General features: G+C 46.3%; 22 protein-coding genes. 9 read left to right on the top strand and 13 right to left on the bottom strand.

What is annotated here, in order from left to right; genetic code table 11:
* Window positions 1-68: 68 nt before the first annotated feature.
* The 4 genes from H5T41_05315 to H5T41_05300 are packed head-to-tail and all read left to right on the top strand — an operon-like array spanning window position 69 to window position 3,756.
* Window positions 69-557: an N-acetyltransferase gene (locus H5T41_05315; protein ID MBC7108190.1), complete on the top strand. Its 489-nt coding sequence runs from the start codon at window positions 69-71 to the stop codon at window positions 555-557.
* Window positions 535-1,656: a DegT/DnrJ/EryC1/StrS family aminotransferase gene (locus tag H5T41_05310; GenBank protein ID MBC7108189.1), complete on the top strand. Its 1,122-nt coding sequence runs from the start codon at window positions 535-537 to the stop codon at window positions 1,654-1,656. Before H5T41_05315 ends, H5T41_05310 begins: the two co-directional genes overlap by 23 nt.
* Window positions 1,653-2,606: a Gfo/Idh/MocA family oxidoreductase gene (locus H5T41_05305; protein MBC7108188.1), complete on the top strand. Its 954-nt coding sequence runs from the start codon at window positions 1,653-1,655 to the stop codon at window positions 2,604-2,606. Before H5T41_05310 ends, H5T41_05305 begins: the two co-directional genes overlap by 4 nt.
* The gene (locus H5T41_05300; GenBank protein MBC7108187.1) at window positions 2,599-3,756 is read left to right on the top strand and encodes a glycosyltransferase family 4 protein; all 1,158 of its coding nucleotides are present in this window, start codon (window positions 2,599-2,601) and stop codon (window positions 3,754-3,756) included. The genes H5T41_05305 and H5T41_05300 overlap by 8 nt, the downstream gene beginning before the upstream one ends.
* Here H5T41_05300 and H5T41_05295 read toward each other — a convergent pair.
* From H5T41_05295 to H5T41_05285, 3 genes are all read right to left on the bottom strand, one after another.
* Window positions 3,750-5,261, bottom strand: coding sequence for a flippase (locus tag H5T41_05295; GenBank protein MBC7108186.1), 1,512 nt, complete (start codon window positions 5,259-5,261; stop codon window positions 3,750-3,752). The two genes, H5T41_05300 and H5T41_05295, sit on opposite strands and share 7 nt — an antisense overlap.
* 320 nt (window positions 5,262-5,581) lie before the next feature.
* Window positions 5,582-5,923 carry a DUF1634 domain-containing protein gene (locus H5T41_05290; GenBank protein ID MBC7108185.1) on the bottom strand — a complete coding sequence of 114 codons (342 nt, stop codon included), beginning with the start codon at window positions 5,921-5,923 and terminating at the stop codon, window positions 5,582-5,584.
* A 7-nt stretch (window positions 5,924-5,930) separates the two neighbouring features.
* Window positions 5,931-6,776 carry a sulfite exporter TauE/SafE family protein gene (locus H5T41_05285; protein MBC7108184.1) on the bottom strand — a complete coding sequence of 282 codons (846 nt, stop codon included), beginning with the start codon at window positions 6,774-6,776 and terminating at the stop codon, window positions 5,931-5,933.
* A 145-nt stretch (window positions 6,777-6,921) separates the two neighbouring features.
* Between H5T41_05285 and H5T41_05280 the strand changes: the two genes are divergently transcribed.
* Window positions 6,922-7,776, top strand: coding sequence for a hypothetical protein (locus H5T41_05280; protein ID MBC7108183.1), 855 nt, complete (start codon window positions 6,922-6,924; stop codon window positions 7,774-7,776).
* 2 nt (window positions 7,777-7,778) lie between these two features.
* Here the strand turns inward: H5T41_05280 and H5T41_05275 are convergent, their stop codons facing one another.
* From H5T41_05275 to H5T41_05265, 3 genes are all read right to left on the bottom strand, one after another.
* Complete coding sequence (locus tag H5T41_05275) at window positions 7,779-8,441, bottom strand: 50S ribosomal protein L15e (GenBank protein MBC7108182.1); 663 nt, start codon at window positions 8,439-8,441, stop codon at window positions 7,779-7,781.
* Window positions 8,442-8,604: 163 nt separating this feature from the next.
* Window positions 8,605-10,950: a DNA polymerase II gene (locus H5T41_05270; GenBank protein ID MBC7108181.1), complete on the bottom strand. Its 2,346-nt coding sequence runs from the start codon at window positions 10,948-10,950 to the stop codon at window positions 8,605-8,607.
* Window positions 10,951-11,027: 77 nt separating this feature from the next.
* Window positions 11,028-12,221: a redox-regulated ATPase YchF gene (locus H5T41_05265; GenBank protein MBC7108180.1), complete on the bottom strand. Its 1,194-nt coding sequence runs from the start codon at window positions 12,219-12,221 to the stop codon at window positions 11,028-11,030.
* A gap of 551 nt (window positions 12,222-12,772) precedes the next feature.
* Here H5T41_05265 and H5T41_05260 point away from each other — a divergent pair.
* Window positions 12,773-14,569, top strand: a complete 1,797-nt coding sequence (locus H5T41_05260) for a KamA family radical SAM protein (GenBank protein ID MBC7108179.1) — start codon at window positions 12,773-12,775, stop codon at window positions 14,567-14,569.
* 126 nt (window positions 14,570-14,695) lie between these two features.
* Here the strand turns inward: H5T41_05260 and H5T41_05255 are convergent, their stop codons facing one another.
* Window positions 14,696-15,139, bottom strand: a complete 444-nt coding sequence (locus tag H5T41_05255) for a CBS domain-containing protein (GenBank protein ID MBC7108178.1) — start codon at window positions 15,137-15,139, stop codon at window positions 14,696-14,698.
* Between the two features lie 190 nt (window positions 15,140-15,329).
* Here H5T41_05255 and H5T41_05250 point away from each other — a divergent pair, with 190 nt between their 5' ends.
* Window positions 15,330-18,146, top strand: coding sequence for an HAD-IC family P-type ATPase (locus tag H5T41_05250; GenBank protein ID MBC7108177.1), 2,817 nt, complete (start codon window positions 15,330-15,332; stop codon window positions 18,144-18,146).
* On the opposite strand, the gene H5T41_05245 is transcribed toward H5T41_05250, so the two are convergent.
* Window positions 18,130-18,618 carry a CBS domain-containing protein gene (locus tag H5T41_05245; protein ID MBC7108176.1) on the bottom strand — a complete coding sequence of 163 codons (489 nt, stop codon included), beginning with the start codon at window positions 18,616-18,618 and terminating at the stop codon, window positions 18,130-18,132. The genes H5T41_05250 and H5T41_05245 overlap by 17 nt on opposite strands.
* A gap of 146 nt (window positions 18,619-18,764) precedes the next feature.
* Between H5T41_05245 and H5T41_05240 the strand changes: the two genes are divergently transcribed.
* Window positions 18,765-19,505, top strand: coding sequence for a PrsW family intramembrane metalloprotease (locus H5T41_05240; protein MBC7108175.1), 741 nt, complete (start codon window positions 18,765-18,767; stop codon window positions 19,503-19,505).
* 278 nt (window positions 19,506-19,783) lie between these two features.
* Here H5T41_05240 and H5T41_05235 read toward each other — a convergent pair whose 3' ends face one another.
* The 3 genes from H5T41_05235 to H5T41_05225 form a co-directional block, all read right to left on the bottom strand.
* A complete protein-coding gene (locus H5T41_05235) occupies window positions 19,784-20,893 on the bottom strand; it encodes a radical SAM protein (protein MBC7108174.1) in 1,110 nt (369 codons plus the stop codon).
* A 177-nt stretch (window positions 20,894-21,070) separates the two neighbouring features.
* Window positions 21,071-21,208 (bottom strand): hypothetical protein, encoded by a 138-nt coding sequence (locus tag H5T41_05230; protein ID MBC7108173.1) that lies wholly within the window; start codon window positions 21,206-21,208, stop codon window positions 21,071-21,073.
* Window positions 21,209-21,549: 341 nt separating this feature from the next.
* Window positions 21,550-22,242 (bottom strand): cobalamin B12-binding domain-containing protein, encoded by a 693-nt coding sequence (locus H5T41_05225; GenBank protein ID MBC7108172.1) that lies wholly within the window; start codon window positions 22,240-22,242, stop codon window positions 21,550-21,552.
* Between the two features lie 173 nt (window positions 22,243-22,415).
* Between H5T41_05225 and H5T41_05220 the strand changes: the two genes are divergently transcribed.
* Window positions 22,416-23,486, top strand: a complete 1,071-nt coding sequence (locus tag H5T41_05220; protein ID MBC7108171.1) for a DUF1611 domain-containing protein — start codon at window positions 22,416-22,418, stop codon at window positions 23,484-23,486.
* On the opposite strand, the gene rsmA is transcribed toward H5T41_05220, so the two are convergent.
* The gene (rsmA, locus tag H5T41_05215) at window positions 23,455-24,267 is read right to left on the bottom strand and encodes a ribosomal RNA small subunit methyltransferase A (GenBank protein ID MBC7108170.1); all 813 of its coding nucleotides are present in this window, start codon (window positions 24,265-24,267) and stop codon (window positions 23,455-23,457) included. The genes H5T41_05220 and rsmA overlap by 32 nt on opposite strands.
* 7 nt (window positions 24,268-24,274) lie before the next feature.
* Window positions 24,275-24,823, bottom strand: coding sequence for a DUF655 domain-containing protein (locus H5T41_05210; GenBank protein ID MBC7108169.1), 549 nt, complete (start codon window positions 24,821-24,823; stop codon window positions 24,275-24,277).
* Window position 24,824 lies beyond the last annotated feature (1 nt).

Here is a 24,824-nt window from a genome sequence, read left to right as displayed (position 1 = left end):
AATAATTCTCAAAGACTCTGGTCGCATGGATCGACAATAAATTATTAATGCCCAGATTGCGTTGGTTGATGAAAATGAAGCTCTTGGCCAAGTATTATTCAATAGAGGATTGCACGATTGGGGAAGGAACAATCGTAAGAGAATTCGTGAATCTTTACGGCTGCACGATCGGTCGCGACTGCAAGATCGCTGCATTTGTTGAGATTCAACGAGGCGTGAGAATCGGGGACAGATGCAAGATTGAGGCCTTTTCTTTCATTCCTTCAGGTGTCGTAATCGAGGACGAAGTCTTCATCGGGCCCCATGCTATTTTCACAAACGATATTCGTCCTAGAGCGGTTGGCGAATGGAAAATTATTCCGACGCTTGTCAAACGCGGTGCATCGATAGGAGCTGGTGCTGTGATTATTTGCGGAGTCACCATTGGCGAGAACGCGATGGTTGGTGCGGGGGCCGTTGTTACTAAAGACGTTCCGCCGAATACGCTTGTCGTTGGAAATCCAGCGAGAGTGGTAAGAAAACTGGAAGATCGTCATGGGGGTGAGCTCGACGAATAAGATACCATTAAGCAGGCCAGTGATCACAGATGAAATGATCGATGCGGCGGCCAATGCGCTGAGAAACGAAAGACTCGTCCTTGGAGAGAGTGTTTATCGCTTTGAGGAAGCATTTGCTAGGTACATCGGAACCGACCATGCGATTTCAGTTTCCTCGGGAACCGCTGCGCTCACACTTGCGCTTCTCGCACTTAACATTAAGAATCAGGAGGTCATCACCACACCCCTCTCTTTCATCGCGACTGCGAACGCGGTTGTTCATGCTGGTGGAATCCCAAGATTCGCCGATGTTTCGGACCAAGACTTCAACATCAACCCTATCGAGATCCCCAAAAGGATTTCTGAAAAAACCTCGACGATCCTTCCAGTTCATCTTTTTGGATATCCATGTCAGATGGACGAGATTCATGAGATTGCACGATCGAGAGAACTGAAGATTGTGGAAGATGCCGCTCAGGCGCATGGCGCTGTCTTCAGAGGGAAAAAAGTAGGCTCAATCGGAGATGTCGGCTGCTTCTCTTTTTACTCTTCGAAGAACATGACCGTGGGAGGAGACGGAGGAATGGTGACAACTAATGATGATTCCCTGGCAAAGGCGATCGCCAAACTGCGGGATTGTGGGCGCATCTCTCGGTATCTTCACGATGTCTTCGGTTTTACCGCGCGCCTTAATACGATTAATGCGGCGATTGGTCTCGTGCAATTAAAATATCTGGACGAATGGAATGAGAAGAGAAGAACCATAGCAAAATACTACGCAAAACAACTCGAGGATTTGCCGCAGATCAGACTCCCGCCGATGGGCACCACCGATGTGCACCCTGTTTTCCATCTCTTCGTGATACGGTGTGAGAAAAGGGATGAATTGGCAAAATACCTTGAGTCTAAAGGGGTCGAATGCGGAATCCACTATCCTGTCCCGATCCATCTTCAGCCGATCTATGTTGAGACTTTTGGCCATGCACCAGGGATGTTCCCCGTTAGTGAAGCCCTTTCAAAAAATCTTCTATCTCTTCCGATGTTCCCTACTCTTTCCTTTAATGATGTCAGGTATGTATGCCAGGAAATCTTCAATTTCTACGGAGGCTCAGGAAGATGAGACGATTTGACGTCGGAGTCATCGGTGTGGGATACTGGGGGCGGAAGATTGTCGACGAATACAGCGGGATACCGGGGGTAAGAGTTCGGGGCGTCGCCGATATCGACGAGAGAAATCTGGAGTATTGCAGGGAGCGGTATGGTGTCGAGATATTGACTCAGGATTATCATGAATTACTCGCCGATAGTTCGATCATCGCCGTTAACGTCTGCGTGCCTAACGCTCTCCACTACCAGGTTTGTAGAGACGCCCTTGAGGCTGGCAAGCACGTCCTTGTAGAAAAACCGATGACCATGACCTCTGTAGAAGGCCAGAAGCTCGTTGAGATCGCAGAGGAGAGGAATTTAACGCTCTCCGTCGGTCATATTTATCGTTTCAACAACGCATTGCTGGAAGTGAAAAGACTCATTGGCGAGAGATTCTTCGGTCGTATTTTCTTCATGAATCTCTTCTGGGTGAACTTCGAGCCTCCTTATCCTGACAGGGACGTCATTGTTGATTTGGCACCTCATTATTTCGACATTATCAACTTTTTGTTAGGTGTCTGGCCAAAGAAGATTACTTGCGTTGGCCGCCCGTTCAGAAGGAAAGAGATGGAGGAAACGGCATACATCATTTCCGAACTGCCTTCCGGTGAGATTGCAAGCGCCTCACTAAGCTGGCTGGCACCGAAAAAGGTGAGGCAGATCGAGATCGTTGGGGAGAGGCGTTGCTGCGTTATCGACGCAGTCGCCCAGGAAGTGACGGTCTATGAGAGCGGATACTGGTACAAACTTGGAATCGAGAGGAATAATACGATCAGGACCGAACTCTTGCATTTCATTAAATCCATTGGTGATCCGCATACCGAGACGATGAATAGTGGAATCGTGGGCGTGAAGACGGTCGAGATGATCGAGAAAGCGAAGCAGTCGATGATCGAAGGGAAAACCATTGACACTTATGTGTAAAAAAAAGGTTCCAGCCGAGAAAACCGTTCTGATGCTCCTCTCAAACGAATACAGGCCAGATCCGAGAGTCGAGAAGGAAGCGCTCACCCTCTCGGGCGAAGGATATAGAGTGAAAGTAATCTGCTGGGATCGCAACTGCAGCCGGGTAATGAATGAATCTCCTAATAGGATCGAGGTTGAAAGAATCAGGACGCTGTCAGTTGAAGATGTTAGATCATTCATTTTCAATTTCCCATTCTTCATGGTGAAGATGATTCTCAGAGCATTGAGAACGAATTGCGACATCGTTCATTCCCACGATCTCGATACACTCTTTCAGGGTGTGATCGTTTCAAAACTCAAAGGTATTCCACTCGTTTACGATGCTCACGAGCATTATGCGAGTATGGTTTTCGAAGATGTTCCACGTTTTTTATCAAACTTCCTTAATTCATTTGAAAAATCGCTCGTTGACAAAGCAGATGTTATCATTGCCGCCAATGAGAAAATCGCGGAGATCCTTCGTGATTCTTCTCGCGTTGAACCAGTGATCGTGATGAATTGCATCGATTTGCGCGATTTTCCTAACGACATTGGACAGCGGTCAAGAGAACGTGAAAAAATCGTTGTTTTTTATGGCGGGAGCTTGGAACCACTGAGGTATTTGATCGAAGTCGCTACGCTCGCAATTTCTTCCCAGGCTTTTATTTTGAGAATCGCTGGATCTGGTCGTTTGGCTGATCATCTCGAAAAGATATCTCAAGGGTTTTCTAATGTCGAATTTCTCGGATATTTACCACGTAAGCAACTGCTAGACGAACTGAAAAACGCTGATATCGCCTTATGCCTTTTAGACCCCAAAAACAAGAACAACAAGATCGGGACCCCTAACAGGTTGTTTGAGGCGATGGCCCTAGGTGTGCCTGTCATCGCATCGGAGGGCACATTGACAGGGGAGATTGTTAAGAAATATTCATGCGGTCTTGTCATCGAATGGTCTGAACAGAATTTCCTCAGAGCGATCAATACGTTGAGGGATCCCGCTGTCCGTAAGAAGCTCGGTGCGAACGGTCGCATAGCGGCGGAAAAGGAATATAACTGGGAATCGATGAAATTCCGTCTTATTCACGCATACTCCTCCGTTAAAAAATCGATGTTCGATGATTATTGATTTTTCTTGCGCAGCTCCGATTTAAGATATTCCTTCATCCCGCCAGGACTCACGACACTCAGGAAGTAATTGATGTCATCTTTTGTCAACTCTCTCAGCAAATAGAGAATTATCAGAAATACACCAAACGATACGATCCCATATCCGATGAGATCGTACCATCTCACCATTGGCCAAACAAAATTTACAAAATATAGCACGCAGCCCGTGATAATCCCAGCAACGACATGTAGAAGAATGCGGGGATTCGATCGCGTGTTCGTTAGTCTTCTCACAACAAGTCTCGTCGCGATAAATACTGTGCTGACAGTCACCACGTTCGCAATCGCGGCCCCGGTCGCTCCCAATCCAAGCATAGTGATGCCATTTATACTCGGTGGCACGAAAATTAAAAGCATTGTGAGATTGACAGAGAGCGACAAAAGGGTCAGTTTTGCCGTGATATCAGGTCGATCGACGGCGTTAATCTGGCTTGCGTACACACCATTTAACAATCCAAGTAGCATGGATATCGATAGGAATCTTAGAGGCCCGCTCGCATCGGCGAACTTCTCGGCAAAGAGAATTAATGCGATTTCGGACGGGAATAAAAGAACGACAACGACGATAGGAATCGCGATCATTGAAATGTATCTCTCTGCCATCCTTGTCTTTTTTCTTACTTCGATGAGATTGCCTGCCCGGTGCATCTTTGAAAAGGTCGGGAAGGTAATCGTCGACACAGCAACGCCGATCACGCTGAAAAGACCGAGAGTTGACTGGCTAGCAGAATAAAATCCGACATCGGCATCGCTCCAGAACAATCCGATCAAGAGTTTGTCTGCGTTGGCAGATATCGCTCCCATGATTGAAATCAGCGCAATTGGGAAAGCAAATTTGATGTAGGATTTGAAAAGTGTCGGTTTAACAAATCGATATCGTCCTTTCATAAGAATTGTGAGGCTGACGACTGCAACTGTCAGCCCGCCGAGAACGTACGCGTAGGCGAGGTAGGTGGCATCGAGCCTGCTGATCGAAATAATCGCAATAAGTGGAATTCTGACCAGCGGATCCGTTATTACAGAGATCTGTGTTTTCGCAGTTTCGACTCGGCCATCGAACGTCGTGGTGGCAATCGAAGCCAAATCGTAGAAGACCGAATAGAGAATGAAGAGCATGATCAGTTCGAGGGTCGATTGTGAAAATCGTTCGCCAGAAAACGAGGACCAAAGAAGCACTGATGCGATGATCGTCAATACCATAATACTTGTCAAGAGGGTCTTTACAACAAGGAATGTACTTAGGCAGTCGTGGATGTCCTTCCCCTCTGACACGCGTTTAATGTGTGCAGCGTTGAAGCCAAGATCGGCTACTGCATTGAATGTGTTAACAAATGAAAGAGTCCACGCGATGCTGCCGTAAACATCGGGCGCATAATACCTCGTCATGAAGTACAGACCCACGAACGCGAGTCCGGCCGAAGCGAATCGCGAAAGAACGATGAGGAAAGATTTGCGCCCTATCAAGATATGACGGGGATACGCTGGTTTCTATTTAACATTGTTCCTTTCAGCAATCAGAGATCTCAGGATCGACTACTGAACTCATCAAACCAACTTTTCTTTCATCCCTGTTTTAATGGCTAATCGAAGCACCCGGACATTGCCATCTTCTTCTATTTCCTTCCAGTTGTATCCTTTTGGTTAATTCTTTTTATGGTCTCGAACTTTCTCAATGAATTTTAAAACATCGTCGAACAAGTGACTAGCCATTCTTTGGAAAGAAGTTCTTGACGAAGGATCATGTCTCGTTTGTACGATTCATATAGAACTTTGAAACGATGAAATCACTCCGCACCAATCAATACCGCAATCCCAATGATCAGCAAAATAAATAATGAAATACCAGCGTAGCGAAAGTCCTTTTCCGACAGGAAAACAGCAAAAGCTATTATGACCCTCATCAGCGGCGTTGCGATGAGTAGGACGATGCCAAGATTCAAAATCGCGACAGGGTTTCCCTTCACTATTTCGCCTGGGATCCGATCGATTGGTATCGCGATATCACTCCAGCCGGGGGGTGAGAGGAAGAAAGCGACGAGACCGATAATCAGCAGTGAAACGCTGAGGATCATGCCACTGAATAGAACTAGTCTCACATACCAATCCAGTTTTTCCTTTTCTTCCATCGATTTCTCACCCCGTCGGCAAGATTCCCATGCCGCGAAGGAACATGAGAATCGCAATCGCGATCATCACGACTGCGAAGAATTTTCTTAGACCAGTGCCAGTAGCTAGGTAAGCAATTCGCGATCCTATAGTTGCTCCAAAGAAGACGCCAACTGCGACGATTGCACTAACAAGTGGCGATAGGAAACCATAGCCGTAATAGACCAGCGCACCCGCGAGGGCGGTGACACCAATCATGAAATTACTCGTTGCAGTTGCTGCTTTCATCGGAACGCCCATCCAAATGTTCATTGCAGGAACCTTGACCAAGCCTCCACCAACACCAAGAAGACCGGACATAATGCCAGCGCCAGCGCTCGCCACTAACCCTCGATCGAGATTTTTCACTTCGTATGTAACCTCTTTGTTCAGTTTGCGATCAAAAAAATTCCCTCTAATTCTGAAAGATTTTCGTTCACCTTCAACGGGAGCTGGCGGCGCTAGACGCTCTGGCCTGTGGATCATGTAAATCGCGCCGTAAACAAGAAAAATTCCAAATGCAATCGCGAGAAGATGCTGGTTTGCGTAAACGGCAACGAGAGCGCCGACAATCGAGCCGACTGTTGTTGCCGTTTCCAAAACCATCCCGAGTCTGATATTCGTTAGTTTCTCCTGAACATAATGTGATGCAGCACCTGTCGATGTCGCAATGACGCCGATGAGACTTGCACCGATTGCCACTTGGATCTGATAACCAAAGACAAGCGTGAGGGCTGGAATGATGATGATGCCTCCGCCTAGACCTAGCAACGACCCAAGAAGCCCTGCGATAAGTGCGAAAACGATCAGTCCGATGAAGACGATCAATTCCATCGATAACCGCCTAACAGTCTTCCGACATATCAATGTCTGATAGATAACTCTTGCCCAGCCGTTTAAAGAAGAGAATAAAAGGAATCAGCCTTGGACGTTCTCGGACGCTGCACAAATATAATCGTATGTGCTTCATCTCAACACGATGTCGCTCCTCCTCGTTCGTTATGCTGAAGTCGGCCTCAAGAGTGAGTCGGTCCGAAACCAGTTTGAGCGAATTCTTATCAACAACATTCTCGACTCTTTTGCGAAGGAAGGAATTGAGTGTCTCATCGAGCGGGAGCGAGGGAGGATTTTCGTTGAAACGCATGATGTCGATCGCGCGATCAAGCGATTGAGGAGGATTTTCGGAATCGCATCAATCAGTTCTGTTATGAGTTGCAGCAGTAAACTCGAAGAAATGCGATCATTTGCTGTCGAATATTCAGCACCCCTATTTGCTCGGAGAAGCACTTTCGCACTGCGCGTGCGACGTACTGGTGTTCATGATTTTAGTAGTATGGATGTTGCCAGGGAACTTGGGAGTGCTATTCTCGAGGCAAACAAAGAAAAGGAGATCAGCGTCGACCTCGTATCACCCGACCTCGAAATATTTGTGGAAATTCGTAGAAGCAAAGCCTACTTCTTCACCGAATACATTCCCGGTCCTGGGGGTCTTCCGTTGGGTTCTCAGGGAAGGGTTCTCGCTATCGTTGATCGAGATAGGGATGTCGTGGCCGCGTGGCTCATGATGAAGAGAGGTTGTCGTGTGATTGTTCTCTCTGATTCGAGAGATCTGGTAAAAATTCTGGAGGCCTGGACCCCACGTCTTACAGTCGAACCTTCCGCTCAAGTCGAGCAATGCGTCCGAAAGTACAGGGCACTAGCTGTTGTTTTTGGCTATGGTAGCGATGAAATGGAAGAGATAAGAAAAGTCAAACTCTCAGTTCCTGCCTTTTTCCCGCTGATCGGTTTTGACGATCAAGAAGTTGAGAGAAAGTTGAGGGAGATCAGCGCTTGATTTTACTTACCCTGTCTGTTATGAGCGCCGATCGATGGTCTGACTTTCTCCGCACCCCTGCCCTTGTGTCTGAGCCCTCTTCCTTTCTTGCCAGCTGAAGTGAGTCCGCGATACGCTCTTCCCCTATTCACGGGGTCACATATCCAGTTGATTTTTGGGTCGCTCTTTATCACGGGATGATGTGGATCGACCATGATGATTTCGAACCATTCGTGCTTACCATCACTCCCGACCCAGTATGAATTGAGAACCTCCAGGTTGGGGTACCTCTTCGCCGCTCTTTCCTCAGCAATTCTCTGTAAACTTTTGCCAGCTGTAATCTTCACGATTCCACGGCGCTTCGCCCTTCTTCCTTTCCTTATTTTTCTCTTTTGAAGTGCACCTTTTCTCACTCTGCCTCTGACAAGCACATAGCCCTGTTTCGCCTTGTAACCAAGTTTCCTTGCCCTGTCCAGTCTTGTCGGATAATCAATCCGACAGAAATTCTCTTCTCGTCTCCACTGGATCAACCTTTCGAACTGCAGCTGTTTGACATACGATTCATCTGGATCGTTCCATGCTTCGGCGATGTAGTGGTAAATGCTTTTACCAGAAACGAGCTTAGGGGATTCAGCCTCTTCGCCAAAAGGCTCTTTTTCTTCAAAATTTTCATGATTCTTTGCCATGTCGTCACCTGCCGTCTCATGCGGCGTTTACGGATTCGCCCCAAAGGGCACATCTCCAGCGCGACTGCATCGCGCGACTTGATGGCGCAGAAGTGATATCGATATATAAATGTTTGTCTGAAATGCGCATTGATCACGGTGAAAAAAACAATTGCCAGCATGGTTACATGAAGTCCTCTAGACTGAGCTTTCTTTGTGTCTTCTTCGGTTGTTGTTTTTCTTTCTCTTCGCGCTTCGTTTTCTCAAATGACTCGTCGAAGAGTGTGAACTGCTGCGATCCCATCATCAAACTTCGCTCATCCCATCCAAATACTTCGGTTGCGCGCGCAACGGTCTGAGCAAGTCTCTCGGCATAATAACGCCAGTCGGGTGTTCCAGATAATTTTTTGCCGCTGACATATGGCTCGACCTCCTGCGGTGTCTTCCGGGAATCGGTGACGATCCAGGAGACCTTCATGCCTGGAACGAATTCATATCCGAGAGCCATGAGCTTCTTCGCCGTCTGAACTGTGGCCTGGCTATCTGGATCTTTGTATTGGTTAAAGGGTTTGCACGATCTCGAAATGACAAGCTTTTCAATCGGAACCTTTCCCGCTAGTGTGTCTGCGACCGCCTGTCTCGCGACTTTCACAGCCTCCTCTGTCTTTCCGTCCAGAATTTGCTCAAAAACGCGCATGAGAACCTCGCTTTGAAGGTCGAATGAATCGGTTCTCCTCACCTCATACCCTCTGATCAGTATTTCTTCATTCGGCCAGATCACTCTACCCACATACCTCTTTTTCTTTCCATGCGTGAAAAGCGGTTCAATGATTTTTTCAAATTCAAGCGATCGTCCCTCGTTCGAAAATCTCGCAGCGATTTCCTGCCCGAATTTGATCGTTTCCTCGAGAGTCTGATATGGGGATTGGACAAAAATTGAGTCTGTGTCGGAGTAAATGACTTTATGTCCTTCTTTTTCAAGCTCCGCGATGATGCCCTTGATTGTTTCGCGAGCGAAGGCTGTAATCGAGCCGCCAATCTTTCGATCGGTGAATCTATAGAAGGAGGAGGCGAAGACGCCATAGAATGCATTCATAAGAACCTTGATCGCAGCCTGCAATCCGTCGTAATACCGGTATTCTTCGGGGCTCTTCGCTTCCTTCATTCTTTTTTTGATTTCATCGCGATCTTTCATCAACCTCGTTAGAATCTGGGGGAGCAGTCCTTCTTTCTGCTCCTTACTGAGAAACCGAACACCTGTTGGACTGATGATATCGCCGTTTTCATTCAGAGTCGTGAAGCAGATGTTTTTTGAGATAATGAGCGAGGGATACATTGATTTGAAGTCGAGTATGCATACCCAGTGATAGATTCCTGGCTCAATTGTATGAACATATCCCCCTTCGATCGTCTCTTCGTCTTCGGAGCTCCCAGTCAGAGGAACGCCGACAGGAGGGCGCTGGCGATCAGCGGCCCTGATGAGGATTGAATCGATCAGCTGGGAAGCGCCGGAATTGAGTACATCATCAACTGGCAGGCGTGAAACGGCGGCGAGATCCATGCTTTTCCTCAAGATATCGACCGTTTCCAGAATGCGCAGTGAGAGTTCGGCATCTTTCAGACAATACTTAAGGACTTTATCTCTATTGGATATCCATTCCTCGTCGATCTTCCTCGGATCGACATCGATCTTCTCCTCTCCCAGTAGTAATTTGGCGACATGATTGAGCGTTTCTTGCTTCGGTTTGAGTTGTATTTTTGTTGCCCACCACGCATCTGCGACCAATCTCCCAGTGAGTCGCCAGAACCGGTTCATGATCGGCCTCGGTTCACTGAGATCCCTCCCCCACTGTAATCCTGGAATACCAACCGCTTTTGCCCTCTCGATGATAATCGGAATATCGTATCCGTCGATGTTGTATCCAGTCACCACATCTGGATCCTCGCTCTGCATCACTTTGGAAAAAGATTCGATGATCTCTCTCTCCTCACCGGTCAGGGGATGCCCGTGACGAATCTTTCCATTTTCCTTGATCGCGTAGCAAATTGTATAGATGTGATTATCTTTAATGCTGTTCTCGACATCGAAAGCCAGTATCTTTAATTTCGGGTTGAATGACGGAATTTCTTCGAATCGCGGCTTATCGTTCACCCTGTCCATGTCGATAACGATATCTGTTGTGTAACCCGTCTTATCCCGTTCCTTGCCGAAGACGCGGATGCATGCGGGGATGTCGAAGTCGTAAATAAATCGGTTGTGGAAGGGGATGTCGGCAGCGAGAACCTCAAAGTTCATGCGCTTCAATCTCGATCTGTATTCGGGGACAGTCCAAGGAAACTTGAGAACGACTTTCGCAGCCTTGTTCACCTTTCCCTTGTGGAAAAGTTCTATTTCCTCGATATTGACGACATTCGGATCTTTTTTCAGGGATTCAATCACATCTTTCGTTGGCTCGAGGACATGAAAATAGGGAAGGAATCCGGTGAATCTGATGGCAATCGATCTACCATCGATCGTCTTTCCATACATCTCGATCGTAATGTTGTCGTCTGCATTCCTTCGATACGACGCTGTAAGAAGTCTCACGTCCCAGCTACCCACATCAATCACTTTCGCGCAACGATAGTTATCACATCACCATTCTGCAATATATAATCATGACCAACTGTTCTGTGCGTTCTCGCGTTGATCGCCCTCACGAAATTATCGCCAAGTTCCGTATGTATCTTATATGCGAGATCTCTTGCATTGCTCCCTCTTTTCACGAGGTACGCGTCTGGTAGGACATGCCCGTCATGATCAGTGAGTTTGTTATCATCTTCGACCGGATAGACCACGATCATGTCGAGAAGGTCGTATACCGCTTTTTCCAAGCAAATTTGGACACCGGTTCCATGACCGCACTTTTTCATGACCTTTGCGAAGTAATCGAGCGCCTTTTTCTGATTCTCATTGAGTTTCTGGGGATCGATGATCGTGAAATCTTTGTCACCTGGTAAATATCGAATCAGTCCCGCCTTGGCAGCTCTCTTAAGTCCAAGCTCCGATTCTGCACATACAGGGACAGTGATATAGCCCTCGAGATTCATCAATCGTGTCAGTAGACTTTCGCTCGCAACATCGGCTTTATTAAGAGCGATAATCATCGGTTTGCCTTGTTTTCTTATAGCATCTGCTAATCTTAGAAGATCCGCATCCTGCCAGTACATTGGGTTGTCCGGTAATCCCGCATTTCTTATCGCCATGATGATGTCGGTTTCTGATACCCCGAGTCCTGTCAGTCGCTCATGAATAGCTTTCTCAACCTTGATGCCTTCAAGATGTGCCTGTCTTGCCATCTTCGCAAATCCCTTTTCGAGTATTCCTTTTATCCAGTATGCTATTTCTTGCTCGAGGAATTTGATGTCTGATAGTGGATCGTGGGATCCTGGGGGGATCTTATTCCCTTCCTCATCTGTACCGCCGCTCGCATCAACGACATGAATGAGGGCTGCTGCCTGCCGCAAATCATCGAGAAATTTATTACCCAATCCCCTACCTTGCCATGCGTCTGGTACAAGTCCTGCGACGTCGAGAAGTTCGACAGGCACGAGCCTAATTCCGTTTTCGCAGGCAGAATTTCGCGGATTGCACTTGACGCCGAACTCAGTGTGGGGGCACTTTGCCCTTATGTAGGCAACACCCCTGTTCGGTTTGATAGTTGTAAATGGGTAGTCTGCAATCTCAACGGTCGCCAAGGTTGCCGCAGAGAAGAAAGTCGACTTCCCCACGTTGGGTTTGCCGACGATACCGATCTGCATGTTATCGATTGCATATAGACGCCCATGTAAAAATCATTATCTCCGATTCCTCGATTTTATATTTGAAAATCGTTTTTTGCCTGAAAGACAAGCTTGTATTTTTGAAAGATTTAGAAAATTATAACTAATTCATTATCCACGCACGGCGATTCTTTTCCTACAAGGGAATCATTCTGCCGTAGTTTTCCCGCACACCAGAAACGGCGCTCAAAAGCTATTGATGGCGGGTGCGTGATTTGAACGAATCGTACTCAATGAACGAAGTAAATCTCAAGCCATTTCACTCGCGCAGTGGAACCAAAAAATCAGAAACTTGAATGAAAGAGGAATAATTATTAATAAGACAAACTCATAAACAAAATAGAACTCGCATCAAATTTCGCGGTGCAGGGTTGATTGCGAACATTGTCGGGCCTTTTGGGTCATGGAATCTCTTTTCCCCTGCGCGCTCAATCGCCTCGGTGGTTAAAATGTCTGATGAAGATGTCTACCAAATGGAGGAAGCGCAGTCAAATCAGGTTGAGCTTGATGACCCTACTGTCATTGAGAGGATGCAAGTAGCAGCACGTCGTATCCTGAGGGTTCGTGAGCTGTTTGAAACGGACCCCGAAATGTACAAGGAACTTGAGAATAGCGAAGATCTTGAAGAAGCTCGCGAAAGGTTAATGCAGTTAATGGAACGCAGAGAGCGATTCTATTTGGATCGCGAGTGCTCAATTGAAGCCCTCGAGAGGGTGACTGCTCTGAGTTGCGTTCGTGTCTTGAAAAATTTTCTCTCGAGAAGAAACGAGGATGTTGCTGGCTGCAGTACTTTGAGAGTTCTTTACAATCTTGTCAAGCGCTACGACATTGTCCCCCCTGCTTTCCATGCCTTTTTCCTCGATGTGCTTCACATTGCTAAAGGATCTCTTGGCAAATCAGGTATTTATAAGGAAGAAGCACCACCGTTTCTCGAATTTGAGGGGCCTGAGGCTGCACGGGTTCGATCCGAATATCTGGATGAACTGGCAAGACGTTGCTTCTCACGAATCAATTCATATGCTCATGGCCTTGATCCCAAGATCATTGAAATCAGAGAAGCTAATAGGAAGAGAATACTCGATGTTCTCGGCGGGACAGAAGACGACTGGCAAGATTATCGATGGCAGTTAAAGAATATTTTGAGGGATGTTGACACAATATCGGAGATCATTGACCTTACAATGTCTGAAAGAGAAGCGATCAGACTAGCTGTTGAGAACGGAATCCCGTTTGGAATCACACCATATTACCTCTCTCTAATGGATAAAGACGCAAGCCGTAAGAATGATCATGCTTTGCGCGCGCAAGTAATTCCCTCACTCGATTACGTTGAGGCGATGATATCATTCAAAGACAAGCGCGATGTCGTCTTTGATTTTATGAAAGAGCGACAAACGTCACCGATTTCTCTCATCACGAGACGCTATCCGATGATTGCGATCTTCAAACCTTATAACGCCTGCGCTCAGGTGTGTGTATATTGCCAGAGGAACTGGGAAATTGATGGAGTTCTGAGTCCCTGTGCGTTAGCGACGAAACAGCAGATCAACGATGCGATCAGGTGGTTTGAAGAACATCCTGCGATCACAGAAGTTTTGATCACTGGCGGCGATCCGGCCCTTCTATCCGACAGTCTTCAACGGGAGATTATTGAACGTTTTGCGGCAATGCCCCATATACAAAGGATCAGGATCGGCACGAGGCTCCCCGTCGTTTTGCCAATGCGATTCAATGATTCATATCTCGGAGTTCTTGCTGATGCGCACAATCCGCCGAGTAGGGAGCTCTGCATTGTAACGCATTTTGAGCATCCATACGAAATCACACCAGATGCTGCGAACGCTGTGCAAGCGATCAGAAAAAAAGGAATAATGGTTTACAATCAACAGGTTTTCACCTTCGAGAACTGTAGGCGGTTTGAGACGGTGGCACTTAGAATCCTGCTCAAGAGAATTGGCGTCGATCCCTACTACACCTTCAACACGAAAGGCAAAGAAGAGACTCGCTGGTTCAGAGTTCCAATTGCGCGTATTTTGCAGGAAGCAAAAGAGGAAGCGCGTCTTATCCCAGGACTCTCAAGAACGGATGAACCGGTCTTCAATATCCCCGCACTAGGGAAGAATCATCTCAGGGCATGGCAGCACCATGATCTGATCATGATCACCTCAGAGGGAGAAAGGGTTTATGAATTCCATCCCTGGGAGAAGAACATCGCTCTCGCACCCACCTATATTTACAGGGATGTTCCGATTGCGGAATTCCTCGATCGCCTGGCGTCGAGAGGAGAGAACATTGAGGATTATGAAAGCATCTGGTATTATTTCTGACTAAAATCAGCCTCTCACACCACACCAAATCTTTCACTTGGATGATATAACTCAGTATGAACGCGAGACGATTATAACCATCCTCTCTGGGGATGCCATCGATAAACCTAGTAATTCCATTTTGATTTAATTAAAGCTATCATTGTCAGTGATCAATAAATGGTCCATAACATCCTTTCGAGATATCATACCGACGAGTTTACCTTCATTGTCAACAACTGGTAGACTTCTCAATTTGAATTCAACCATGTACTCAATGGCCTTTTTCAAATCATCATCAACGTTGATCGAAATGACGGCCCTTCTCATGATCTCGCCGACTTTTTCAGCGAATAATTTGAGAAGATCGGTTTTCGAAACGCTTTTTCCAGGTGAAAAAGTTTTTAACAAATCCAGTTTTGTAACAATGCCGACGAGATAGCCATCGCGCACAACGGGGAAACCATTATAGTCATACTTGTCGAAAAGCGCCTTGAGATCCTTGAGCATTATATCTTCATGAATCGCGATGACATCTTTTGTCATCACATCCCTAACTCGGAGATCTTTGACAACCTTCTTAATAGTCATTTCAACCCTCGTTAGTGTCAATGGAAGAGGCACTATTGAATTTTAACGATTATGATAAAGTCTCCATTTATATGGGCATCCATTGGTAAGGAAAGCGTTATTAATCAGTTTCTCTATAAAAGCCAGAAGCCAGCTCAACTTATACATCTTTTGAGCGAGCCCGTTTATCGATTCCTAAGGTTGGTCGCAGATGAAAACATCGAAGAAAAAACAGAGTTTCCGATTTATCCGCAAGTATCGACCGCTCGATAAATCGACAAGAGCCAGTAAACTAGGGAGCACAATTGCGTGGCATTCGATTACGGAAGCAGAGCTTTTTGAAAAACTCAAGACTAGTCCAGAAGGGCTTTCCGTAGATGAATGTGAGAAGCGCTTGAAAGAATTTGGTCCCAACATTCTACCAATGAGAAGGCCGCCATCCATCATCGAAATCTTCATCCGGCAATTTCTGAGCCCCCTCATTTATGTACTCCTTGCAGCGGGTCTTGTCGCGTTCTTTCTCGACGAAACACTCGATGCGACATTCATTTTTGTTGTTGTTTTGATCAACGCGATTATCGGGACAGTCCAAGAAATGAAGGCAGAGAAAAGCGCCGAGCGATTGCAGCAGCTTTTGAAAGCGAGTGCGAGAGTGAGAAGATCAGGGAAAGAATTTGTCATTCCAGCAGATGGTCTTGTTCCTGGCGATCTCGTCATTTTGGAATCGGGAAATAAGGTTCCCGCTGACATCCGTTTGATCTCGTTATCGAATTTTACAGTCGACGAGTCGCTGCTTACGGGCGAATCGATTCCCGTGGAAAAAGCGGTGACTCTGTTGCCAGAAGAGACGGTCGTGAGCGATCGGAAGAACATTGCATTCGCTGGTACGACGGTCAGCAGTGGTCGTGCGCTTGGAATTGTTGTCGCAACGGGAACAGAGACTGAGATCGGACGAATTGCCGAGGTCGTTACTTTCACCGAAAGTGCAAAACCACCGCTTATCCAGCGCCTCGAGCGGTTCTCCAAACAGATTAGTTTGATCGTCGTTGGCGCCGCGTCCCTTCTTGCGATCGTGGCTGCCATAAAAGGGATGCCTTTAGATGAGGTTTTCTTTCTAGCTGTTGCACTCGCGGTTTCGGCGATTCCCGAGGGCCTTCCGGTGGCAGTAACAGTTGCACTTGTCGTACGAGTTACAAAGATGTCTAGGAGAAACGTGCTTGTGAGAAGGCTTGCAGCAGTGGAATCTTTGGGGAGTTGTACATGCATCGCGAGCGACAAAACTGGAACACTGACTGTGAATATGCAAACAGTCAAACTCGTTTACCTGCCACTTGATTCAAAATTTAACGTCACAGGCGAAGGTTATTCGGTGAAGGGTGAGGTGACCTCCTTATTCGAAGATCCCATCGTGAGCGTCGATATGGAGAGACTCAGAGAGTTTGCTGTGGCCAGCGCTCTCTGTAACGACGCCTCATTGATTTTGTCAGGCGATGATTGGTCTGCAACGGGAGATGCTGTTGATATCTCATTCCTTGCTTTTGCGCATAAGGTTGGTATCAATCCTATGGAGTTGAGAACGAAGTTCCCCGTCGTCGGGGAAGTTCCTTTTGAATCCGAGAAACGCTACGCCGCCAAATTCTATCTTATTGATGGAAACGTGCGTGTCTTTGTTAAAGGCGCTGTTGAAGCAGTCCTAGATTTTTGCAAGATGATGAGGACACAGGATGGCATCAGTCAAATTGATCGAAAGGTTATCGAAGATGAAGCGAGTGCAATGGCAAGAAATGGTTACAGGGTACTTGCAGTTGCAGTGGGGGAAACTGAAATTAATCCTGACGGCAACCCTCTTGGCGAAGAAGGCATTCCTTCGCTCACATTTCTTGGGCTCGCGGGACTCATCGATCCTCCGAGACCCGAAGTCAAGGAAGCTGTTGAGATATGCAAGTATGCGGGAATCAATGTGATTATGGTTACTGGTGATCACCCCTCAACCGCACTCGCAATTGCAAGAAACCTTGGGATCGCCGAATCTGAAGAGGAAGTCATCACGGGCAGCCAATTATCACAGGCTAGCTCACCAGATAATCCAGAATTTGTCAATCTAGTTAGAGGAAAAAAGGTGTTCGCAAGAGTAACGCCTGTTCAGAAGCTGCAGATTGTTGACGCGTTGATGAGGATAGGCCATTTTGTTGCTGTGACTGGTGATGGGGTCAACGATGCACCCGCTCTCAGAAAAGCAAATATCGGGGTGGCGATGGGAACTGGAACCGATGTCGCAAAGGATGCAGCATCGATCATCATCACCGACGATAACTTCGCTTCAATCGTCGCTGGGGTGGAAGAAGGCAGGTATGCTTATGAAAATATCAGAAAGGTTACATATTTGCTGGTCTCAACCGGCGCTGCAGAAATCCTGCTCTTCATTCTCGCAATCTTCATCGGTATCAAGGCTGAAGGTGCTCACCTTGCGATACCATTGCTCGCCATTCAGCTCCTGTGGCTTAACGTTGTCACGAATGGGATTCAGCATGTTGTCCTTGCAATGGAAGCCGGCGATCCTGGAGTGATGAAGAAACCTCCACGCGATCCATCAGAGGGCATCTTTGACAAACTGATGATCCGACAGGTCGCCTTATCCTCGATCACAATGGGGTCGCTGGCTTTCCTCTTGTTTTATTATCTGCTCGTGATCGATGGACGCTCGTATTTCGAAGCATCGAATCTAACCTTCCTTTTCATGGTACTCCTTGAAAACATTCATGTCTTCAACTGCCGCTCGGAATATGAATCGGCATTCAGAGTTCCAATTAGCAAGAATTATTTCCTCTTAGCCGGCGTGTTTGGCGCCCAGGGAATTCACATACTAGCGATGCATATACCGGTGATGCAGGAAGTGTTGAGAATCGAGCCCGTATCGATGGAAGAATGGCTCATGCTGTTATTGCTTGCTATGATTCTCCTCCTTGTCATGGAGATCTTCAAGATCCTCGTCAGAAGAAAGCAAAAGAGGATCAGCTGTCAGAGCTGATCGATCCCTCAAAAACACCCTTTCCTATGATGAAAAGTTCCAGACTAATAACCTCACCAATGAGTCTCCCTTGATCGTCAATAACTGGAAGGTCGTTGAGGTGATTCTCAATCATCAGTTGCAATACTTCTGTTAGCTTCGTCTCCTTCTTGACAGCAGTGCTCTTCTGCATCACGCTCATGACATCTTCTTTGAGGGCGTCTCTGAGAAATCTATAAAATGATATCGCACCGCTCTCCCTGACACCAACGCGATAGCCTAAAAGTCTGAGTATCGTTTCAGTGGTCACAGTTCCGATCAGTTTCCCATCATCATCAACGACGTAGACTTTTCTCGAAACGGGATTTTGAAGCATTTCTTCAATCGCGTCCCTGATCTTCGCGCTCGACTTGACGGTTGAAGGCCGTTTCACAATCAAGTCGTAAACATCCCCAACTATAGTTTCCGTGAATCGCTTTGATACATGATCCATAATTCACATGATTGAAAATTGTGGTAATTAATGTCTTCTTGGCCTTTGGCATACTAGCACGGGCAATTTATATTAGTCATGCACGCTCTTCATTATCTGGGAAAAAATGGAAATTGGCACTTTGGAGATAATTACGGTGATTCTTGTTGCCCTTGCGCCTTCGGTATTGTATATCCTTTGGATTCGGAACACGGAGATATGCAAGCAAGAGCCCCTTTTTCTCGTATTCCTTGTACTTTTTTTTCGGTTTGACAGCCGCTTTTGGAATCGCTTTCGTAATCGAGACTTCACTTGTTTATATATTATTTGAGAATGGGAGTTTGCTCAATAGATTTCTCTGGGGCGTCAACGGCCCGAGTCCGGAGATTTATCTTTTTATCCTTGCAGTGGTCATCGCGCCTATTGTTGAAGAATTCGTCAAGGCGAGCGGCGTTTTTCTCGCGTACAGGCGCTTAGCGGAACTTGAAGACGGAATGATTTATGGCGCCGCTGCGGGTTTGGGATTTGCAGCAGCAGAAAATGTCATCTATTTCGGAGACGCGTTGCTTGCTGGATTCGAGGTCTTCCTAGTCGCTGCAATATTGAGGACTTTGACCTCGACAGTTCTTCACGCAAGTTCGACCGCCATTTCGGGATACGGAATCGGCAAGGCTAAACTCTTCAGACAGATTGGACGTCGTTCTCGCTGGTTGCGTTATGTGATCCTAGCTATTGTTGTTCATGGTCTATTCAATTTCTTCGCGATATTGGGGGTGATCTTTTCTCAGGGAATGGAAATCTATTTCGCTGGTCTGTTCGCAAGTTTTGCTATTGCGACGATCGCTTTCAGGTTCATGAAATTGAAAATTCGAGAATTCGATATGATGTTTCCATGTGAGAGAGAATAAGAAAAACAGGATTGAGTCTTGGCATAAGAAGATGATATCGATTAGATTGTGTATAACTCTTGATGGTATCTAAGCATCTGATTATTGATGCTGGTAAATTTTTTGACCAAGCCTTAGCGCATATTTATCATGATCCTTATTGTGATATTTTGATCAATCAATCTAGAAAAATGGCAACGATTTTGTGAGGATCAAGCAACTCCATTAACCGCTGGCACAGCTTAGAGCCTTGAAATCATTTAAGTTTGCGATTTATATTTTTTGAGTAGTTCTCAATTCTATCTGAGAAGCCACTCATTTCCGATATTCACACGTCTGAGACCAGCATCTTTTGCAGCTTTCAGACATCTCTGGGCTTGCGCTTTGGATGTCGTTGGCAAATCGGACATTAAATATTCTGGGTGGAATGCCAGTAGCGAATACGGCGTATCTGGATCGAGATCAGCAAGAAACGATGCAATCGCCGACACCTCCTTTTCATCAATATAACCTGGTATGAGAGGGGTTGAAACGATCAGGAGCGGTACATCTTTTCTCGAAGAGGCCATGTGAGAAAGTAATTCAATGTTCTTCAGGGTCCATTCATTCGTTGCTCCGCAAAGTATGCGGTGAAGATTCTCATTCCATGCTTTCAGATCAATCTTCACGCAGCCACCTGTTTCAAGGGCGATAAGTCCAATTTCCTTGGCATAATTGACTCCCATTGAGCCGTTGCTTTCCCAGCAAATGCGCAGAATACGGTTTGAATTGGCGAGGGCATGTCTTGCTGTCGAGATCGAATGATCGATAAAGGGTGTCGGATCGCCGCCGAAGAAGCATATGCAAGATGTTTTAGCATCGACCATCGAAGCCAACTTTTTTGCATCCAATCTCGATGAAGACGATCGACACAATTCTTTATAATGCCAGTTTTGGCAAAATAGGCAATCAAAGGTGCATGCTCCATAAAAAACGGCGAGATTCTTGTAGCCGATTTCTGGCCCTCTTTCATAGGAATACTTCGGAAATCCAGAGCCGGTACCACCAGGGCAAACCCATGAAGCAACACAATTCGTCGGCAATGGGTCGTGGTAGGCTATTGCAAATGCCTCGTCACCTGCCACATTCTGAATTTTTCCTGATATGTTCTCCCTAACGCCGCAGTATCCTCTTTCTCCATCGGGTATACGACAATCATTGACACAACGCCCGCATCTTTGTCCATCAGCTGGCGGAAAAATGGGGAGACCATATCTTCTCCTGGTGTTTGATCGAACAGCGATGACGTGATCACATTCATTTGATTTGATGATGCACTCTCTGCAGAAACCGACACTTTTTGAGATTATGTCAACCTCAGTGCCACACGATTTACATTTCGCCATTTTTTCTTTTTTCTCTTTTATCATTTAAAGAAATTTCTGTGAGATAAAGAGATTTCTATGAGATGTGAATTGCTTTTATATCATTGGTTAAAGATTAAAATATGGTGAAAACTCTGCGCGACGAAATGCTTACAGAGGCGTTTATCGAAAGTTTTCTTTGGCATCTGGTGATGGGATCACTAGAAGAAATCCAGAAAGATTCTACTCGTCTTTAAGGCCTTTCTTGATACCTTTTCCAAACTCCTTGGTCACTTCGATGCCTTTTTTGATACCCTTCCCTATTACCTTTCCAGTTTTTTCTGCCACTTCTTCAACCTTTCCCTTTTTCTCATCGCCCATTTAAATCCCTTCTTCTACAGTTAATGAATGGTGATCGTGACCATTTATACTTTCCTGAGCGACAAATAGTGATCCCTAAGTCATTTGTTTCTGCAATGGTTGTATAACACTTATGGTGAAGTCCATCACTGTAGATTGTATCGAGTTCGAAATGTGCCGTTAAGAAATCAATCCAATGATTTTGAAAATCTTCAGATATCCGATTCTATACATTTGTTGGGGCCGTCAGAGATGATCATCTATCATCAAGTTTAACGGGATGACCAGCACTCGATAAGAAGACGTTTGATCAGTTCTATATTACTGGTTTTATGAACAAAGGTCTCGAATAACTTTCGGCGTTATGAGTTATCTCTTGATGAGCCGACAATCTTTTTGGCGACCGCGGCAGCTTCGAAAGCATCCTTTCCGTACGCGTCTCCTCCGATTTTCCTGACGAACGATTCATCCACTGGAGCACCACCAACCATGATCTTGATGTTTCCACGAATTCCATCTTCGACCAGCTTATCGATCGTACGCTTCGCATTGATCATTGTTGTAGTGATGAGAGAAGACATTCCGAGGATATCGGCTCCAAGATTTTTTGCCTCGTTGGAAAAGCGATCTGGGGACACATCTGGCCCTAGATCGATAACCCTGAATCCCGCGACTTCAAGAGCGATTCCAACGAGTTTCTTGCCGATCTCATGAATGTCGCCTTCAACGGTGCCTAAAATCACGATGCCAGACAGCTTTGCATCAGATTCTGATTCAATCAATCGAGGTCTGAGGATTTCTAGGGATCTCTTGAAGGCGTCAGAGGCAACAATGAGATCAACGAGATACTTTTCTCCCGATTCATACAATCGACCGAGAATATCCATTCCGCGTGCGAGTCCTCTCTTGATAATCTCAGCAGGCGGTTTGTTCTCTTGGTTAAGAGCAGCATCGACCAAATTCACCACTTTATTGCCATCGCCATCGACCATTGCCTTTGCAATCTCCTCGTAGATCAACGGTGTACCTCCTGTTTTCACCTCGATGACTTTCATCCTTATTCATCTTAACCTTTAATTTGACCGTCGTGACACATCAAATACAAAGAAGCAATTGAAAAGTTTAGTCTTGGGATTATTATTAAAGATCACACTTATGACATCAGATAGGATTATTGGATCCGAGTCGGGCAATCTTTTTGCAGTTTGATGAGTTTACCTGAGAGTCGATGAACGACGCACTTGTGCTCTGCGAGGGCAAACTCGGAACAACAGCGGGTAAGACAGCGAGGGGGCTGGTCAGGTATTCGAGGAAATATCGCGTTCTCGGCGTCATCGACAGCACGAATGCTGGTAGGGATGCAGGAGAAGTTGTCGACGGCATCAGAAGAGGTATTCCTGTTTTCTCATCTCTTTCAGAAGCGCTCGAACGATGCCCCTCGAAGCCAGAGTACCTTATCATTGGAGTGGCTACGATTGGCGGTATGCTCCCTAAAGAATTCAGGCCGACGATCAGGGAAGCGTTGGAGAATGGCATCAGCGTGATTTCCGGTCTTCATGAATTTCTCGCAGAGGACAAGGAATTTCTCGAAATCGCGAAACGGAGTGGCGCATCGATCGTGGACATCAGAAAGGAGCCACCTCTTCATCAGCTGCACAAATACAAAAATCTTGCAAGTAAAATTCAAGCGGTGAGGATCCCTGTTCTCGGTACTGACGCTGCGATCGGAAAGAGAACGACCGCAATTGAAATTACTGAAGGACTTAATCGAATCGGCGTTAAATCCGAATTCGTTGCGACCGGTCAGACGGGACTACTCCAAGGAGCTAGGTATGGCGTGCCCTTGGATGCGATCCAGGGCGATTACATGGTCGGAGAACTCGAGCATGCGATTTATCAGGCATGGCTGAATGAAAAGCCAGACGTCATTATTGTGGAAGGGCAGGGTTCTCTGACACATCCGGTCTATGTCTGCGGGACGCGTGCGATTATCTCTGCAACAAAGCCAGATGCTATCATAATTCAGCATGCCCCAGGCAGAAAATTTAGGACATACGATCCTGAGCTGAAGCTCCCGATGCCAGATCTACATAAAGAAATTGCACTTTACGAAGCATATTCTAACGCGCCCGTCATCGGGCTTGGCATTAATCATGAGGGTCTATCGATCAATGAAGTCAAGGACGTCTGCAGGAAACTCGAGGCGATATTCGGGATTCCGGCGGTCGATGTTTTTCTAGAAGGATCAGAAAGACTCGTCAGAGCGATCATTGAGCGCTTTCCTTTTCTGAAGAAGTGAGACCAGATATCGCATCAGAAAGAATTCCGATTTCATGTGGAGCCAGTGTATCGACTCTGCGCTCTGTGTATGGAAGGTGCTCGATCGCTTTCACGTCGATTCCGCTCATTCTCAGCACCGTTCCGATCTTCTTTCGCCGGTACTTGAAAAGAAGGTCAACGAGTTCAAAAAATGATTTCTCGTCTTTTACTCTGAATGGAGGGTCACGGGGCACTAGACGGATAATCATCGAATCGACTTCTGGCGCTGGCCAGAATCTCGATCTCGGAACGAACTCAAGCAGCTCGCAATCAGCGCGGTAATAGGTACCGACCGAAAGCCTTGAGTATCCTTTATCCCCAGGTAGAGCGACCATTCGCTCCGCGAACTCCTTCTGTATCATGATAACGGCGAGCTTGAATCGATGTTCGAGTATCTTGAAAATCAGAGGCGAGGAAATGTTATAAGGAATATTCGATACGATTTTATCAAAAGGAGGAAAAGGGACCACGAGGGCATCTCCTTCAATTAATTCCAGTTTGCTCCCAAAACGCTCTTGGTTGTATTTCGCGAGTCCGTGATCATACTCGATAGCGATCACTCGTCTCGCTCTTTCTACGAGTCTCGACGTGAGAATTCCCAAGCCTGGCCCAATCTCGAGAACAGTATCCTCTTTGGAAATTTGAGCGTACTCAATCTCCCTGTTTGCAACTCTCTCATCAACAAGAAAGTTTTGCCCCTTACGTTTCCGTGGGGTCACGTTATATTTCCTGGTGATCTCAAGGATTTCTGAAATCCTCATATTGACATCATTTTGCCACAAAAAGATGATATTTCTGCGTCGGATCAGACAGCTCTATTTCGATTCTCTTTGCAATGAGCTTCTCGGGATGTTTGATCGAGGGGACCCTCTTTGCAATATCTTCGAAGCTTTGGAATTGTCCTTTCTTACGCTCTTCCAGAACTGCCCACATCGTCTTCTTGCCGAGGCCTGGAAGTAATTCGAGCATGTGGAATCTCGTCGTGATCGCCTGCGCATCACTGAAGAACTGAACGAATTTCTGCTCATGCGCCTTGACGATCTCCTCGATCACAAATGGCAATTCCTTCTGGGCGGCAGTTGTAAGTTCACTGTAACTAACTCTCCTTTTAACATGAAGAATTTCGGTTCTCTTGCTGATATCTTTTCCTATGTAGACTCTCTGGCCGATCATGATTTGTGCGTTGGGTTTCGGAACGAGCTCAAATAACTTGAATTCAATTTCGCCAAGACCGTAGGCTATCGGCTCTCTTCTGAACGATTTCTCTGATGGAAGCCCCTGGGGTAAATAATCGAGTATGCGAGCGTAGTCTTCCAAA

This window comes from Methanomassiliicoccales archaeon (genome assembly GCA_014361295.1).
Classification (GTDB): Archaea; Thermoplasmatota; Thermoplasmata; order Methanomassiliicoccales; family JACIVX01; genus JACIVX01.
Note: the sequence above shows the minus strand (reverse complement) of the source record. Positions and strands in the feature narration are given on the sequence as shown.